10 protein-coding genes are annotated in these 17380 nt (G+C 67.7%); 6 read left to right on the top strand and 4 right to left on the bottom strand.

Annotated features, from left to right (window positions below; genetic code table 11):
• Window positions 1-87: 87 nt before the first annotated feature.
• Window positions 88-1968, top strand: a complete 1881-nt coding sequence (locus tag ABD289_RS23120) for a 2-oxoacid:acceptor oxidoreductase subunit alpha (protein WP_344136929.1) — start codon at window positions 88-90, stop codon at window positions 1966-1968.
• Window positions 1965-3026, top strand: coding sequence for a 2-oxoacid:ferredoxin oxidoreductase subunit beta (locus ABD289_RS23115; protein WP_344136927.1), 1062 nt, complete (start codon window positions 1965-1967; stop codon window positions 3024-3026). Before ABD289_RS23120 ends, ABD289_RS23115 begins: the two co-directional genes overlap by 4 nt.
• A gap of 57 nt (window positions 3027-3083) precedes the next feature.
• Here ABD289_RS23115 and ABD289_RS23110 read toward each other — a convergent pair whose 3' ends face one another.
• The 4 genes from ABD289_RS23110 to ABD289_RS23095 form a co-directional block, all read right to left on the bottom strand.
• Entirely contained in the window at window positions 3084-4625 is a 1542-nt protein-coding gene (locus tag ABD289_RS23110) for an acetolactate synthase large subunit (protein WP_344136925.1), read from the bottom strand.
• Between the two features lie 77 nt (window positions 4626-4702).
• A complete protein-coding gene (locus ABD289_RS23105) occupies window positions 4703-5542 on the bottom strand; it encodes an alpha/beta fold hydrolase (RefSeq protein ID WP_344136921.1) in 840 nt (279 codons plus the stop codon).
• A gap of 102 nt (window positions 5543-5644) precedes the next feature.
• Window positions 5645-6373, bottom strand: coding sequence for an aldose epimerase family protein (locus ABD289_RS23100; RefSeq protein ID WP_344137375.1), 729 nt, complete (start codon window positions 6371-6373; stop codon window positions 5645-5647).
• Window positions 6374-6618: 245 nt separating this feature from the next.
• Window positions 6619-8451 (bottom strand): glycoside hydrolase family 2 protein, encoded by a 1833-nt coding sequence (locus ABD289_RS23095; protein ID WP_344136918.1) that lies wholly within the window; start codon window positions 8449-8451, stop codon window positions 6619-6621.
• 1185 nt (window positions 8452-9636) lie between these two features.
• Between ABD289_RS23095 and ABD289_RS23090 the strand changes: the two genes are divergently transcribed.
• The 4 genes from ABD289_RS23090 (at window position 9637) to metH (ending at window position 17278) form a co-directional block, all read left to right on the top strand.
• Window positions 9637-11340 (top strand): glycine/sarcosine N-methyltransferase, encoded by a 1704-nt coding sequence (locus ABD289_RS23090; RefSeq protein WP_344136915.1) that lies wholly within the window; start codon window positions 9637-9639, stop codon window positions 11338-11340.
• Between the two features lie 135 nt (window positions 11341-11475).
• Window positions 11476-12615 carry a methionine adenosyltransferase gene (metK, locus tag ABD289_RS23085; RefSeq protein WP_425564770.1) on the top strand — a complete coding sequence of 380 codons (1140 nt, stop codon included), beginning with the start codon at window positions 11476-11478 and terminating at the stop codon, window positions 12613-12615.
• A gap of 82 nt (window positions 12616-12697) precedes the next feature.
• Window positions 12698-13672 carry a carbohydrate kinase family protein gene (locus tag ABD289_RS23080; RefSeq protein WP_344136909.1) on the top strand — a complete coding sequence of 325 codons (975 nt, stop codon included), beginning with the start codon at window positions 12698-12700 and terminating at the stop codon, window positions 13670-13672.
• A gap of 18 nt (window positions 13673-13690) precedes the next feature.
• Window positions 13691-17278, top strand: coding sequence for a methionine synthase (gene metH, locus ABD289_RS23075; protein ID WP_344136906.1), 3588 nt, complete (start codon window positions 13691-13693; stop codon window positions 17276-17278).
• Window positions 17279-17380 lie beyond the last annotated feature (102 nt).

Genomic DNA, 17380 nt, shown 5'->3' with positions numbered 1-17380 from the left:
TTCGATCTCGTGATCGCTGCGCAGCACCGGCCTGTATCGTGCGCCACAGGACCAACGTTGCCTGCGCGTGAAGGGGAACGGACCAAATTGGGCACCACGAACGGACACCGGACGAACGGAACCCGCAAGCTCAACCGGGTCGTGATCCGCTTCGCGGGCGATTCCGGTGATGGCATGCAGCTGACCGGTGACCGGTTCACGTCGGAGGCCGCCGCCTTCGGCAACGACCTCGCCACGCTGCCGAACTTCCCCGCCGAGATCCGGGCTCCCGCAGGCACGCTACCGGGTGTTTCCAGCTTCCAGCTGCACTTCGCGGACTACGACATCCTCACTCCCGGCGACCGGCCGGACGTGCTGGTGGCGATGAACCCGGCCGCGATGAAGGCCAACATCGGCGATCTCCCGCATGGTGGGATCTTGATCGTCAACACCGACGAGTTCACCAAGCGGAACCTCTCCAAGGTCGGCTACGAGACCAACCCGCTGGAGGACCAGGACCTCGGTGAGCGGTACGCGGTGCACGAGGTCGCCATGACCACCCTCACGCAGGGCGCGCTGGAGGAGACCGGTCTCGGCAAGAAGGACGCCGAGCGGTGCAAGAACATGTTCGCCCTCGGCCTGCTGTCGTGGATGTACCACCGGCCGACCGAGAGCACCGAGGAGTTCCTGCGCGAGAAGTTCGCCAAGAAGCCCGAGATCGCCGAGGCAAACCTCCTCGCGTTCCGCGCCGGCTGGAACTACGGCGAGACCACCGAGTCCTTCGCGGTCACCTACGAGGTCGCCCCGGCGAAGCTGCCCGAGGGCACCTACCGGCAGATCACCGGCAACACCGCCCTGGCCTACGGCATCGTGGCCGCGGGCCGGCGCAGCGGTCTGCCCGTGTTCCTGGGCACCTACCCGATCACGCCGGCCTCGGACGTGCTGCACGAGCTGGCCAAGCACAAGAACTTCGGAGTCACGACCTTCCAGGCCGAGGACGAGATCGCCGGTGTCGGCGCGGCGCTGGGCGCCTCCTTCGGCGGTTCGCTCGGCGTGACCACGACCTCGGGTCCGGGCCTGGCGCTGAAGTCCGAGACCATCGGTCTGGGCGTGGCCCTCGAACTGCCGCTGCTGGTCTGCGACATCCAGCGCGGCGGTCCGTCCACCGGCCTGCCGACCAAGACCGAGCAGGCCGACCTGCTGCAGGCGCTCTACGGCCGCAACGGCGAGTCGCCGGTTCCGGTGCTGGCGCCCTGCTCGCCCGCGGACTGCTTCGAGATCGCGCTGGACGCGGCCCGCATCTCGCTGACCTACCGCACGCCGGTTCTGCTGCTGTCCGACGGCGCGGTCGCCAACGGGTCCGAGCCGTGGATGATCCCGGACGCCGACGCGCTGCCGGATCTGACCGTCGAGTTCGCCACCGAGGCCAACGCCTCCGACGGCTCCGGTGAGTTCTGGCCCTACGTGCGCGACCCGGAGACGCTGGCCCGCGAATGGGCGGTGCCCGGAACGCCCGGGCTGGAGCACCGGGTCGGCGGCCTGGAGAAGGCCGATGGCAAGGGGAACATCTCCTACGACCCGGACAACCACGACCAGATGGTCCGGATCCGGCAGCGCAAGATCGACGGCATCGACGTCCCGGACATCACCGTCGACGACCCCGGCGGTGCGGCTCGGGTGCTGGTGCTGGGCTGGGGTTCGTCCTTCGGCCCGATCGGTGCGGCCTGCCGCCGGGTGCGCGCGCAGGGCGAGCAGGTGGCCCAGGCGCACCTGCGTCATCTCAACCCGATGCCCGGCAACCTCGGCGAGGTCCTGCGCAGCTACGACCAGGTCATCGTGCCGGAGATGAACATGGGGCAGCTGGCGACGCTGCTGCGCGCCCGCTACCTGGTCGACGTGCAGTCCTACACCAAGGTGGCGGGACTGCCGTTCCAGGCCGAAGAACTCCAGAACGTGCTGATCGACCTCATGCAGGGGGTGTCCGCGTGACCGCCACCGAGCTGGGAATGCCGAGCCTCGGCGGGTTGGCCGGTGTGCCCGCCGCCGAAGAGCCGCAGAAGGCCAAGGACTTCAAGTCCGACCAGGAGGTCCGCTGGTGCCCGGGCTGCGGCGACTACGTCGTGCTCAACGCGGTGCAGAGCTTCCTGCCTTCGCTGGGCCTCAAGCGCGAGAACATGGTGTTCGTCTCGGGCATCGGCTGCTCGTCGCGCTTCCCGTACTACATGAACACCTACGGGATGCACTCCATCCACGGGCGCGCCCCGGCCATCGCGACGGGCCTGGCCACCACGCGCCCGGACTTGTCGGTCTGGGTGGTCACCGGTGACGGCGACGCGCTGTCCATCGGCGGCAACCACCTGATCCACGCGCTGCGCCGCAACGTGAACCTGAAGATCCTGCTGTTCAACAACCGGATCTACGGACTCACCAAGGGTCAGTACTCGCCGACCAGCGAACTCGGCAAGGTCACCAAGTCCACTCCGGCCGGGTCGCTGGACCACCCGTTCAACCCGGTCTCGCTCGCCCTCGGCGCGGAGGCGTCCTTCGTGGCGCGGGTGATCGATTCCGATCGCGCGGGCGTGACCGAAACGCTCAAGGCCGCCGCCGAGCACCGGGGCAGCGCGCTGGTGGAGATCTACCAGAACTGCCCGATCTTCAACGACGGCGCCTTCGACGTCCTCAAGGACAACGAGGAGAAGCAGCGCCGCATCGTCACGCTCAAGCAGGGCGAGCCGGTCACCTTCGGCCCGGAGGACGAGCGCTACGGCGTGGTGCGGGGTCCGGACGGCCTGCAGGTCGCCAAGCTGTCCGAAGTGGACGAGTCCGATGTGGTCGTGCACGACGCGACGCGCGAGGACCCCTCGTACGCCTTCGCGCTGTCGCGGCTGGGCGGTCAGGACCTCGATCCCGCGGTCACCGGTGTCTTCCGCAGCACTTCTCGCCCCACCTACGACGACCAGGCCAGGGCCCAGGTCGCCGAGGCGGCCGAGTCCAAGCCCGCGGACCTGCAGAAGCTGCTGACCGGCAACGACACCTGGACGATCTAGACCGCGGTGCGAAGAGGGGCCCCGCCGCGGGGCCCCTCTTCGCACCGGCGAACAGCCCTACAGCACCGCTTCGACGAGGGTCGGGCCCGGCTCCGAGTGCGCCCGGCGAAGGGCGTCGACGAGCTCTTCCGCCGTGGTCGCCCGCAGCGCCGGAACGCCGAATCCCCTGGCGACGGCCTGCCAGTCCACGGCCGGGTCACCGAGATCGGTCATGCCCGCTGCGGCCGCGCCGGGAGCGTCGACCCCCGATCGCTGCAGTTCCGCCTCGAGGATGCGGTAGCGGGAGTTGGAGCAGATCACGGTCGTGACGTCGAGACCTTCCCTGGCCTGCGTCCACAGCGCCTGGACCGTGTAGGCGGCGCTGCCGTCGGCCTGCAGGTTGATGACCGGTCGTCGCGGGCAGGCGATGGCGGCACCGGTGGCGACCGGCATGCCCATCCCGATCGCGCCCCCGGTCTGCGAGAGCTCGGTGTGCGCCGGGGCGGCGGCGGCGATCTCCGGGTAGGCGGCCGAGGAGGACACGCCTTCGTTGACCACGATCGAGTTCTCCGGCTGAGTGCGCACGATCGCCGCCGCAACGGCGGCCGCGTCCAGCTTCCCGCTCGGATCGCCGATCTCGGGCCGGGGCGTCCACAGCGGTTCGACGGCCGCGCTGTCGGTGGCCGTCGCCAGCGCTCGCAGCGCGCCCAGCGCGTCCTGGTCCGGATCGGCCAGCGGGTGCACCCGCAGGACCTCCGGTAGCGGGTGGCTGGGCATGCCCTTGTAGCCGAAGAACGCCACGGGCTTGCCCGCCCCGATCAGCACGAGATCGGAGAAGTCCTCGAGGAGGGCGAACACGTCCTCCGGGAAGTAGGGCAGCGAGCGGATGGGCGGGATGTCCGGGCCGCGTTCCAACCGGGCGAAACCGCGCTCGCACAGCAGCTCGCCACCGGCGTTGGCCGCGATCCGCGCGGCGGTGCGCACGCCCTCGGCCTCCAGCGCGTGCCCGCCGAGCAGGAACGCCGGCCTGCGACCCGCCGAGACCACCTTGGCCACGTCGGCGATCCGCTGGTCGTCGACGGCCTGCCGGGCGGCGATGGCCGGAGCGGGTGCGGGCATGCCGCCCTGGTTCCACATGTGGTCGGCCGCCGCGATCAGCGTGGAGGGCATCCGCCGTTCCAGCGCGGCCGCGTAGGCCGCGGCGAACTCCGCGGAAGCGGCTTCCGCGGAAGTGGTCCGGCTGACCTGTCCGGACACCGGCCACGCCAGCGATTCGATGTCGCTGCCCAGCGGAGCGTCCGCGGGCTGGTGCCAGGACGCGTGCTCGCCCACGACGTTGACGATCGGAGTGCGGGCCCTGCGCGCGTTGTGCAGGTTGGCGATCCCGTTGGCCAGTCCGGGACCGAGGTGCATCAGCGTCATCGCGGGGGAATCGCTCATCCGGCCGTACCCGTCGGCCGCGCCGGTCACCACGCCTTCGGACAGGGCCAGGACCGACCGCGGCGCCTCCACCTCGTCGAACGCCTCGACCAGATCGATCTCAGTGGTACCGGGATTGGCGAAGCACACCTCGACTCCGGCGGTCGCGGCGGTCGTGAGCAGGCTTTCGGAACCCTTCACCAGGTAGCTCCCTCCGAGCGGATCAAGCCTCATGCTCACCGCCCGAACAACCATCGGCAAGCGGGAGGCGCGCGGCGTCAGTCCTGATGGGCGAGCAGGTGCTGCAGGAGGAACCGGCTCAGCGAGTCGGGGGCCTCCTCCGGGATCCAGTGGGTCACGTCCTCGAGCATCTCGAAGGTGTAGGGGCCCGTGACGTGCTGCTCGGTGGCCATGGCCGCCGTCGAGCCGACCGCCACGTCCTCGGTGCTCCACACGTAGAGGGTGGGAACCTCGACCGGCCCGATCCGCGGGTTGTACTTCATGGCGCGGTACCAGTTCAGCGCGCCGGTGAGGGCGCCGGGCTCGGTGAGGCGCTGGACGTAGTCGTCGACGTGGTGGTCCGGAACGCCACCGGGGTAGTAGATGCGGCGGAGCTTCTTCGCGTTCTCCTCCAGCAGCGTCTTCTCCGCGGTCGACGCGCGCAGGGCCTGCATGTAGGCGGAACGCTGCTGCTGGTCCTCGTCCTCGCGGATGGCCTCGGCGAAGGCGTCCGTGTGCGGGATCGAGACCGCTGTGAGGGTGCGGACGCGGTCCGGATGCGCGGCCGCGGTCGCCCAGGCCACCGCGGCGCCCCAGTCGTGCCCGACCAGGTCGAAGCGCTGCCAGCCGAAGTGCGCGGCGATGGCCAGCACGTCCCCGACGAGTTCGTTCATCTTGTAGTCGGCGACGTTCTGCGGGCGCACGCCGGGGGAGTACCCGCGCTGGTCGGGCGCGACCGCGAAGCACTCGGCACCGCCGAGCACCGAGAGCTGCTCGCTCCACTCGGCCCCGGCCTCCGGGAAGCCGTGCAGCAGCAACACCGGACGACCGTCGGTCGGGCCCGCGGTCAGCGCGTCGAAGTTCCCGGCTGGTGTGGGGATTTGGATGTACTCGGCCACGGAGCGCACCTTACTGCCGTCGCGGTCCGCGCGACTCCACCCGCCGGGCGAACGCGGCGGGGCGGCGGAACGCGGAAGTTCCACCGCCCCGCCGCGTTCCGCCTACCCGGCGATCCGCCAGCCGAAGGAGCCGGTGTGGCTCTCGCCCGGGCGCAGCGCGATCGTGCCGTCCCCGGTGACGAACGCGTTGGGCGCGCAGGTCATCGGCTCGACCGCGATGCCCTGCCTGCCCGGGCGGTCGCCCTCGGGCGAGTCGTCGGTGTAGCACTGCAGGTAGTCGTGCCTGTCGTCGACCCACAGCTCGACGCCGACGTCCGGCCGATCGAACCGGACCACCGCCGCGCCACCGGTGCGCGCGAGGCCCGTGAACGCGGTGTCCATCCGGGTGCCGCCGAGCCGGCGCGGGCTGCGGAAGTCGTACTCGGTGCCCTCCACCGGGGCGGTCCCGGTCGGGATGAGCCGGTCGTCGACGACGTAGCGGGTGTCCGCCGGGACGGTCAGCACGATGTCGTCGATCTTCCCGCCTGGCCCCGCCGCCAGGTAGGTGTGGTTGGCGGTGCCGAACGGCGCCGCGGACTCCCCGATGTTGGTGGCGGTCAGCGTGCTGCGCACGCCGCTCTTGTCGATCGCGAACTCGATCTCGAAGGACAGCTGGAACGGGTAGCCGTAGGTCGGCGGGAGCGCGTAGGACAGCACCACGGCGTCGCGGCTCCACCGCACCGGTTGCCATTCCACGAAGCTCATCAACCCGTGCAGCGCCGCGTCGTTCTCCGGTTCGTTGATCGGTACTCGCAGCTGCCTGCCGCCGAAGGTGTACGCGCCGCGGTCGATCCGGTTGGGCCACGGGAGGATGGTCTTTCCGCGGTAGCCCTCGCCCGACCTCGTCGGGCGAGTGGGTCAACAGCATCTCGGCGCCGTCGACCGTCCAGGACAGCAGCGTCGCCGCGACGCCGGCGATCACCGCTCTGTGCCGCCCGGTGCCGATCTCGTAGAGCCGTCCGCCCGGCCCGCGGTGGTGACCGCTGCGGTGGCGCCCGCAGCCGACAGCAGCGCGGTGCGTCTGCTCAGCTTCGGGTTCATCGGTTCCCTCCAGGGGTGCCGGCATCGATCGCGGCGAGGTTGTGGGCCCGGACCTCGGCCGCGTCGGGCTTGAGGATCCGCCGGTCGTAGGTGAGCAGACCGTTGACCTCGTTCTCCACGTCGGTGGTCTGGGTGTAGATGGCGGCGGAGAGGCCGTTCTCCCGGGTGATCCGGGCCAGCTCGGCGCTCACCTCCCCGTAGCGCTCGGTGAGTTGCGCGCGGCTGCCGGTCATCTCGTAGGCGGTGGGATCGCCGGGCCAGAGGTGGCCTTCCTCGGCCAGCCCCAGTCCGCCGTACTCCCCGTCGACGATCGCCCGGTCATCGCTGATCGTCGGCGCGCCGGGACCGACGTAGGTGTGGTCGTCGTACATGTCGCCCGCACCGCTGTCGGGCAGCGAGTAGCAGCAGTTCACCCCGCTCGAGATGTCGATCAGCCGGGTCGGATCGGTCCGCCGCACCAGATCGGCGATTCCGGCGGTGTCGAACTCGCCCCAACCCTCGTTGAACGGAACCCACGTGACCACCGAAGGGGAGTTGTGGTGCTGGTCCATCATGTCGACCAGCTCGTCGCGGTAGTTCTCCCGCATCTCCGCGGACGGGCGCGGGGTCTCCTCCGGCGGGACGCTCAGGTCGATCGGCAGCGACGGCATGTCCTGCCAGACCAGCAGGCCGAGCCGGTCGGCGTGGTAGTACCAGCGCTGCGGCTCGACCTTGACGTGCTTGCGGACCATGTTGAAGCCGAGCTCCTTGGTGACCTCCAGGTCGTAGCGCAGCGCTTCGTCGGTCGGCGCGGTGTAGATGCCGTCCGGCCAATACCCCTGGTCGAGCGGACCGTGCTGGAACAGGATCTCGCCGTTGAGCGCCATCCGCGGCCTGCCCTGGTCGTCCTCGGCCATCTCGACGGTGCGCAGGCCGGTGTAGCTGCCGACCTCGTCGACGACCGAGCCGTGCTCGTCGAGCAGCCGCACCTCCAGGTCGTAGAGGTACGGATCGTCGGGGCTCCACAGATGCGGTTCGGGCACCTCGACCCGCATCGGTGCTCCGGTCTCACCCGCGGCGGAGGCGACCTCGTTGCCCTGGTGGTCGCGGACGTCGACCTGGAGAGTCCGTCCTCCCGTGGTCTTCGCGCCGATGTCGAAGCCGGTGAGATCGGGGGTGACGCCGAGCTCGCCGATGTGCGCCTCGGACACGGGCTCGACCCACACCGTCTGCCAGATGCCGGAGGCTCCGGTGTAGAGGATTCCGCCGGGTTCGTCGCGCTGCTTGCCGACCGGGTGCGGGGCGTTCTCGTTGGCGTCGCTGACCTTCACAGCGATCCGCTGCTGGGCCCCGGGCGCGAGCGCATCGGTGATGTCGGCGGAGAAGGACGTGTAGCCGCCCTCGTGCGTCGCGACTCGGTGTCCGTTGACCGAGACCTCGGCTCGCTGGTCGACGGCGCCGAAGTGCAGCAGCAGCCGTTCGCCCTGCCAATCCGGTGGGACCGTGAAGGTGCGCTCGTAGAGCATGTGGTCGTCGTGGCGCTGGACGCCGGAGAGCCCGCTCTCCGGCGGGTAGGGCACCAGGATCTGCTCCGAGGTGGTCTCCGGTGGTTCGGAGCTGCCCGCGTAGTTCCACAGGCCGTTGAGGTTGAGCCAGCGCTCGCGGGTCAGCTGTGGTCGCGGGTACTCGGGTAGCGCGTTGTCCGGGCCGACCTCCTCGGTCCAGGGCGTCGTCAGCGGCGGCTGCTCGGCCTGCCATCGCTCGGTGGGCGCGGCGGCCGCGGGCGGTCCTGCCGCGGTGACGAACAACGCGGTGGTGAGTGCGGTGGCGAGTGTTCCGGGCAAGTCCATCCTTGTCCTCCTGCACGCTGGTGAATCCGAAAAAAATCACCAGTAATCAACAAGAGTGACCAACACCGCACGGGAGGTCAACGCTGGTGAAGCAGGGTCCGCGAAACGGAGCAACGCCCCGCGCCCGACGAACCCGGTGGGGCGGCCCGTCCGTGCCGGCGCGCGGGGGAGGAGCGGTCCGCCGGCTTCGCGTCGCACGCTCGCATCCCGCCGCGGTCTCCGCTCGGCGGCGCGAACCGCAGCGCGGAACGTGGCGCGGAACGCGGTGCGGAACGTGGCGTCAAGGACGATGTGGTGATCATCGCCGCGCCATCCGCGGGAGAGATCATTCGAGATCGGAAGGCATTCGCCGCAGAAAGCGGAGGGATATGTCTCCGGTGCCGAGTCGCGCGGGAAGGCGTCTCGCGATCCGCGAGAAGGTGTTGACGCGAGCGGCGGGCGTCCCGCCATCTGGACTTCCACCCAGTCGAACATCGACCGGAAACTCCGGTGATGGGGCGCCGCGATGGAGGTTGTATTCGCAGGTCATCGCAGTGATCGCGGCTGCTGAATCGGTCTGGCTTCGGGCCAGTGACACCCCTGATTGACTGGTTTCTCAGAAATGGGTATGGCGCCGCGGGGGTGGAGACCGTAACATCCGACATCCGCTCTTCGATGCAACGGTTGTGCGGGATAAAAAGTCAACCGCCACATCGGCAAACCGATCAAAATTTATCGGTTCTCACTGTTGTGCAATTCTCATTTATATGCTATAGGCGCGCGCGTCAGTATACACGCGCCGGTGACTTAGTGCACTCATGTGATCGTTATGCGGTCTGTAAATTAGTGGAATAATCCCAGGTAGTCGCGCATTTTTTCACCCTGGGTAACAATGCGAATCACGCAATCATCGCATTGCGGTGATTAGTGTCACACGTTTGTACGCTTGATTCCCGATCTCTTTCGCCTAGGTTGGTTAAGCGACGCACGGAAATGCGTCACGCCGGTTGGCAAGGAAGCCAGCCGTGTGTGATCGGCGTGGTGCCGCGGCCTTGAGCGTTTCTCGGCTGCCCACGCCGGTCGGAGGTGTTGCCTTTTTTCGCAGTGGCGACCCGCACGGCCGCGAGTCACATGCTCGGGGCACGGATTTGCGCATGCCTGAAGTTTGTGGGTGGCGCATGACCAACGTGAGTGGTGGGAGTGAAAATGGCCAAGAGCGTGGACGACCTGGCTTCTGGTGAGAGCGCGGGTTCAGCTGATACAGCTGATCTCGTGGCCCGGGAGGAGCAGGTCTTCGGCGAAAATCCGTTGGAGGTGCGCGAGTCCGACCACTACACCCACGAGTACGTCGGTGGATTCGTGGAGCAGTGGGACGACCTGATCGACTGGAAGAAGCGGTACGAGTCCGAGGGCTCGTTCTTCGTCGATCAGCTGAAGGCTCGGGGTGTCAAGTCCGTGCTGGACGTGGCCACCGGTACCGGGTTTCACTCGGTGCGGTTGCTCGAGGAGGGCTTCGAGACGGTCTCCGCGGACGGCAGCCCGCAGATGCTGGCCAAGGCCTTCGAGAACGGCCTCGAGTACGGCGGGCACATCCTGCGCGTCGTGCACGCCGACTGGCGCTGGCTGAATCGTGACGTCCACGGTGAATACGACGCGATCATCTGCCTGGGGAACTCGTTCACGCACCTGTTCTCCGAGCGCGACCGCCGGAAAACCCTCGCCGAGTTCTACGCCATGCTCAAGCACGACGGCGTTTTGATCATCGACCAGCGGAATTACGATTCCATTCTGGACGAAGGCTTCTCCTCGAAGCACACGTATTACTACGCTGGTGAGGACGTTTCCGCGGAGCCGGATTACGTGGACGAGGGCCTGGCCCGATTCAAGTACACGTTCCCGGACAAGCAGGAATTCTTCCTCAACATGTACCCGTTGCGGAAGAACTACACGCGGCGCCTGCTGCGTGAGGTCGGCTTCCAGAGCATCGACACCTACGGCGACTTCCAGGCCACCTACAAGGACGGTGAGCCGGACTTCTACATCCACGTGGCGGAGAAGAAGTACGTCGAGGAAGACGACCTGGCCGACACGTACTCGAGCGCGGTGCACACCGCCCGCGACTACTACAACTCCGAGGACGCGGACAACTTCTACTACCACGTCTGGGGCGGCAACGACATCCACGTCGGCCTGTACGAGACCCCGGACCAGGACATCGACACCGCTTCGCGCCGGACCGTCGAGCGGATGGCCTCCAAGCTGGAGATCACCCCGGAGACCCGGATCCTCGACATCGGTGCCGGCTACGGCGGTGCGGCCCGCTACCTGGCCAAGACCTACGGCTGCAAGGTCGCGTGCCTGAACCTCTCCGAGGTGGAGAACCGGCGCAACGTCGAGTTCAACCGGGCCGAGGGCCTGGACCACCTGATCGAGGTCAAGGACGGGTCCTTCGAGGACATCCCGTTCCAGGACAACGCGTTCGACATCGTGTGGTCGCAGGACGCGATCCTGCACTCCGGTGACCGGCCGCGCGTCCTCGAAGAGGTCACCCGCGTGCTCAACGCCAACGGGTCCTTCCTGTTCACCGACCCGATGGCCGCGGACAGCGCCAAGAAGGACGACCTCGGCCCGATCCTGGACCGGCTCAACCTGGACAGCATGGGGTCGCCCGGCTTCTACCGCCGCGAACTCGCCCGTCTGGGCCTGCAGAACTTCGAGTTCGAGGACCTGACCGAGTACCTGTCCATGCACTACGGCCGGGTGCTGCAGGAGCTGGAAGCCCACGAGGGCGAGCTGGCCAACAAGATCAGTGACGAGTACCGGACCAAGATGAAGGCCGGTCTGCGCAACTGGGTCAGCGGAGGCAAGGCGGGCAACCTCGCCTGGGGCATCATCCACGCCCGGGCCTGACCCCGAGAACAACCCGCAGTTACCAAGTACGCAAGGATCAACACCCCATCAGCAGTGAGGTGAGGAGCAGTCGTGAGTGAGATCAACCGCCGGTTGTTCACCAGTGAGTCGGTGACCGAGGGCCACCCCGACAAGATGTGCGACGCGATCAGCGACTCGATCCTGGACGCCATGCTGGCCCAGGACCCGAAGTCCCGCGTGGCGGTGGAAACCATGATCACGACCGGCCAGGTGCACGTCGCCGGCGAGGTCACCACGAAGGCCAACATTGACGTCCCGAGCCTGGTTCGGGACACCATCCTGGAGATCGGCTACGACTCCTCGGAGAAGGGCTTCGACGGCGCTTCCTGCGGTATCAGCGTCTCCATCGGCAAGCAGTCCCCGGACATCGCCCAGGGTGTCGACGAGGCGCACGAGAAGCGCGTCGAGGGCAGCGAGGACGAGATCGCCAAGCAGGGCGCGGGCGACCAGGGCCTGATGTTCGGCTACGCCTGCAACGACACCGACGAGCTCGCGCCGCTGCCCATCACGCTGGCGCACCGCATGTCGCGTCGTCTGACCAACGTGCGCAAGGACGGCACGCTGCCGTACCTGCGCGCCGACGGCAAGACGCAGATCACCGCGGAGTACGTCGGTGACAAGGCCGTGGCTCTGGACACGGTCGTCCTGTCCACTCAGCACGCCGAGGACATCGACCTCGAGGGTCAGCTGATGGGCGACATCCAGAAGCACGTCATCACGCCGGAGATCGAGCGTGCGGGCATCGACGCGGACGACGCCCGCGTGCTGATCAACCCGACCGGTCGCTTCGTCGTCGGCGGCCCCATGGGTGACGCCGGTCTGACCGGCCGGAAGATCATCGTCGACACCTACGGCGGCATGGCCCGCCACGGTGGCGGTGCCTTCTCCGGCAAGGACCCGTCGAAGGTGGACCGCTCGGCCGCGTACGCGATGCGCTGGGTCGCCAAGAACGCCGTCGCCGCCGGTCTGGCCGACCGCTGCGAGGTCCAGGTCGCCTACGCGATCGGCAAGGCCGCCCCGGTCGGCCTGTTCGTGGAGACCTTCGGAACCGAGAACGTCGACCCGGCCAAGATCCAGTCCGCGGTCAACGAGGTCTTCGACCTGCGCCCGGGCGCGATCGTGCGTGACCTCGACCTCCTTCGGCCGTTGTACGCCGCGACCGCTGGATACGGTCACTTCGGGCGCAACGACGTCGATCTGCCGTGGGAGCGCACGGACCGCGCCGAGGCCCTGAAGGCCGCGGCCGGACTCTGATCAAGACCGACCGAGCAGACGCAGGCTGCGGGGCGCGACGCGCTCGTGTCCCGCAGCCTGCCCTGGTGAAGGAGTAATTTCAGTGCGGATTGCGGTGACCGGTTCGATCGCCACCGACCATCTGATGTCCTACCCCGGTAGGATCAGCGACCAGCTCGTCGCCGACCGGCTCGACCAGGTCTCCCTGTCGTTCCTGGTCGACGAGCTCGACGTCCGTCGCGGCGGGATCGCCGCCAACATCACCTTCGGGCTGGGCAAGCTCGGAGTGACCTCGACGCTGGTCGGCGCCGTCGGCAAGGACTTCGACGAGTACGCCGCGTGGCTCTCCCGCCACGGTGTCGACACCAAGTCGGTCTACGTGTCCGAGACCAAGCACACCGCTCGGTTCCTGTGCACCACCGACACCGACCACAACCAGATCGCCTCGTTCTACCCGGGCGCCATGTCCGAGGCCCGCGAGATCGAGCTCAAGCCCATCGCCGACAAGCTCGGCGGTCTCGACATCGTGGTCATCTCGGCCAACGACCCGGACGGCATGCTCCGGCACACCCAGGAGTGCCGGGACCGCGGCTACAAGTTCCTCGCCGACCCCGGTCAGCAGCTGGCCCGGATGGAAGGCGACGACATCCGTAAGCTGGTGGAGGGCGCCGAGTACCTGTTCACCAACGAGTACGAGAGCGGTCTGCTGCTGCAGTCCACCGGCTGGACCAAGGACGAGGTCCTCGACCGCGTCGGCAAGTGGGTCACCTCGCTCGGCCCGAAGGGCGTGCAGGTCGAGGCCAAGGGCGAGAAGACCTTCGTGGTCGAGCCGCCGAAGGAAAAGCAGAAGGGTGACCCGACGGGCGTCGGTGACGCGCTGCGCGCCGGCTTCCTGGCCGGTCAGTCCCACGGTCTCGGCATCGAGCGCTCGCTGCAGCTCGGCTGCACGCTGGCCACGGTGTCGCTGGAGACCGACGGGCCCCAGGAATACGACTTCGAGCGGGAATCCTTCCTGGCTCGCATCGCAGAGGCCTACGGCGAAGAAGCGGTCGCCGAGGTCAAGCCGATTCTGCGCTGACGGACGGGGAGTAGCGGTATGTCAGACCGGCACAATGATCCCAGCGGTTTTCTCAAAGCCCTAGATGAGCGCGTCCTTGTCGGGGATGGCGGCATGGGCACGGCGCTGCAGGAGTACGAGCTCGATCTGGAAGCGGATTTCCAGAACCTCGAGGGTTGCAACGAGATCCTCAACGAGACGCGGCCCGACGTGGTGCGCTCGATCTACAACGGGTTCCTGGCGAGCGGCTCGGACGCCATCGAGTCGAACACCTTCGGCTGCAACCTGCCCAATCTCGGTGAGTACGGGATCGAAGAGCGCATCCGCGAACTCTCCGAGAAGGGCGTGGCGCTGGCCAAGGAGTGCTGCGCCGAGTACTCCACGCCGGACAAGCCCCGCTTCGTGCTCGGCTCCATGGGACCGGGCACCCGGCTGCCGACGCTGGGACACGCACCGTACGCGCAGCTGAGGGACGCGTACTACGAGCAGGTGCTGGGAATGCTCGACGGTGGCGTCGACGTCGTGCTGGTGGAGACCTCGCAGGACCTGCTGCAGACCAAGTCCGCGATCGTGGCCGCCAAGCGGGCCATGGAGGCGCAGGGCAAGTGGGTGCCGATCATCGCCCACGTCACCGTGGAGCAGACCGGCACCATGCTGGTCGGCTCCGAGATCGGTGCCGCGCTGACGGCGCTCGAGCCGTTGGGCATCGACATGATCGGCATGAACTGCGCGACCGGTCCGGCGGAGATGAGCGAGCACCTGCGGGTGCTGGCCGAGCACGCGACCGTGCCGATCTCGGTCATGCCCAACGCGGGTCTGCCCGAGCTCGGTGACAACGGTGCGGTCTACCCGTTGCAGCCGAACGAGCTGGCCGAGGCCCTGGTCGACTTCGCCAACAACTACGGTTGCCGCCTCGTCGGCGGTTGCTGCGGTGTGACCAACGAGCACGTGCGCCAGGTGGCGGCGGCCGTCGAGTCGCTCACCCCCACGGTGCGCACTCCGGAGATCATCCCGTCGATTTCGTCGATGTACCAGGCGATCCCGTTCGAGCAGGACGCCTCGATCCTCAACGTCGGCGAGCGGACCAACGCCAACGGGTCAAAGGCGTTCCGCGAGGCGATGATCGAGGAGCGCTACGACGACTGCATCGAGATCGCCAAGGGGCAGACCCGCGAGGGCGCGCACATGCTCGACCTGTGCGTGGACTACGTCGGCCGCGACGGCACGCAGGACATGAGGGAGCTGGCGTCCCGCCTGGCGACCTCGTCGACGCTGCCGATCATGGTGGACTCCACCGAGGCCGATGTGATCGAGGTCGGGCTGGAGCACCTCGGTGGTCGGTGCGCGATCAACTCGATCAACTACGAGGACGGCACCGAGCCCGGCGGTCGCTACGACCGGGTCATGAAGATGGCTGTCGAGCACGGTGCGGCCGTGGTGTGCACCTGCATCGACGAGGAAGGCCAGGCCCGGACCGCGGAGTGGAAGCTGCGCGTGGCCGAGCGGCTGATCGAGGACCTCACGCAGAACTGGGGCCTGGACGAGTCGGCGATCATCATCGACACCCTGGTCTTCCCGATCACCACCGGTCAGGAAGAAGTCCGCAAGGACGGCATCGAGACGATCAACGCCATCCGCGAGCTCAAGAAGCGCCACCCGCGGGTGCAGACGACTCTGGGCCTGTCGAACGTGTCGTTCGGGCTCAATCCGGCGGCCCGCCAGGTGCTCAACTCGGTGTTCCTCAACGAGTGCCGGGAAGCCGGCCTGGACAGCGCGATCGTGCACGCCTCGAAGATCCTGCCGATGAACAAGATCGATGACGAGGCGCGCGAGGTCGCCCTCGACCTCGTCTACGATCGCCGTCGTGCGGGCAGCGAGGAGGAGTCGTTCTACGACCCGCTGCAGAAGCTGATGGAGCTGTTCGAGGGCAAGACGGCAGCGTCCACCGGTGCTTCCAAGGCCGAGGAACTGGCCGCGATGCCGCTGTTCGAGCGCCTGAAGCAGCGCATCATCGACGGTGAGATGAACGGTCTCAACGCCGATCTCGACGAGGCGATGCAGGAGAAGGCACCGCTGCAGATCGTCAACGAGGATCTGCTCGGCGGCATGAAGGTCGTCGGTGACCTGTTCGGTTCGGGACAGATGCAGCTGCCGTTCGTGCTGCAGTCCGCCGAGGTCATGAAGACCGCGGTGGCCCACCTCGAGCCGCACATGGAGAAGGACGACTCCGGCGGCAAGGGCAAGCTGCTGCTGGCCACGGTCAAGGGCGATGTTCACGACATCGGCAAGAACCTGGTCGACATCATCGTGTCCAACAACGGTTACGACGTCGTCAACATCGGCATCAAGCAGCCGATCAACACGATCATCGAAGAGGCCGAGAAGCACAAGGTCGACGCGATCGGCATGTCCGGCCTGCTGGTCAAGTCGACGGTGATCATGAAGGACAACCTCGAGGAGATGAACTCCCGGGGCATCGCCGACAAGTATCCGGTGATGCTGGGTGGCGCCGCGCTGACCCGCACCTATGTGGAGAACCAGCTCGACGAGGTCTTCGAGGGCGACGTCCGCTACGCCAAGGACGCGTTCGAGGGCCTGACCCTCATGGACCGCATCATGTCCGCCAAGCGGGGCGACAACCCCGAGCAGGACGAGGCGGAGAAGCAGAAGAAGGCCGAGCGCAAGGCACGCCACGAGCGGTCCCAGCGGATCGCTGAGGAGCGCAAGGCCAAGCAGGGCGAGCTGCCGAGCCTCGACGACACCACCAGGTCGGACGTCGACCAGGACCCGGGTGTGCCCACGCCTCCGTTCTGGGGCACCAAGGTGGTCAAGGGCGTCCCGGTCGCCGACTACCTGTCGATGCTCGACGAGCGGGCCACGTTCTTCGGCCAGTGGGGCCTGCGCGGCACCAAGAAGGGCGAGGGACCGTCCTACGAGGAGCTCGTGGAGACCGAGGGGCGGCCGCGGCTGCGCGCCTGGATGGACGAGCTGCAAACCAAGGGCATCCTGCAGCACGCGGCGGTGGTCTACGGCTACTTCCCGTGCGTCTCCGAGGGCAACGACCTCATCGTGCTCGACAAGGAGGAGCCGGACGCCCAGGAACGGCACCGCTTCCACTTCCCGCGCCAGCAGCGGGACCGGCGGCTGTGCCTGGCCGATTTCTACCGCTCGCGGGAGCTGGCCGAGCAGACCGGTCAGGTCGACGTGCTGCCCATCCAGCTGGTCACGATGGGTCAGCCGATCGCCGACTTCGCCAACGAGCTGTTCGCCGCGAACTCCTACCGGGACTACCTGGAGATCCACGGCCTGAGCGTGCAGCTCACCGAGGCGCTGGCCGAGTACTGGCACCGCCGGGTCCGGCGCGAGCTGCTGTGGACGGGCGGCAGCAACGTGGCTCAGGAGGACCCCGAGGACGTCCAGGAGTTCTTCAAGCTCGGTTACCGGGGCGCGCGCTACTCGTTCGGCTACGGCGCCTGCCCGGAGATCGAGGATCGCGCCAAGCTGGTCGACCTGCTCGAGTCCCACCGCATCGGTGTCGAGCTCTCCGAGGAGTTCCAGCTCCACCCGGAGCAGTCGACCGACGCGATCGTCGCCCACCACCCGGAAGCGAAGTACTTCAACACCTGATTCCGCTGGTCCAAACAGCTGAAATTTGGTTAAAAGAGAAAGGAAGTCATGAGCGTAGAGCTGCAGAAGGTCAACGGTATTGATTTTGCCGTGCGGGACCTT

It is taken from the genome of Saccharopolyspora halophila (assembly GCF_039531955.1).
Taxonomy (GTDB): domain Bacteria; phylum Actinomycetota; class Actinomycetes; order Mycobacteriales; family Pseudonocardiaceae; genus Saccharopolyspora; species Saccharopolyspora halophila.
The sequence above is the reverse complement of the archived record's forward strand: the minus strand, read 5'-3'. Positions and strand labels throughout refer to the sequence as shown.

Bases quoted from the DNA above. Each gene is read 5' to 3' on its own strand.
- ABD289_RS23095 (WP_344136918.1), bottom strand. From the start codon at position 8,451: ATGGACTTGCCCGGAACACTCGCCACCGCACTCACCACCGCGTTGTTC.
- ABD289_RS23090 (WP_344136915.1), top strand. From the start codon at position 9,637: ATGGCCAAGAGCGTGGACGACCTGGCTTCTGGTGAGAGCGCGGGTTCA.
- metK (WP_425564770.1), top strand. From the start codon at position 11,476: ATGTGCGACGCGATCAGCGACTCGATCCTGGACGCCATGCTGGCCCAG.
- metH (WP_344136906.1), top strand. From the start codon at position 13,691: ATGTCAGACCGGCACAATGATCCCAGCGGTTTTCTCAAAGCCCTAGAT.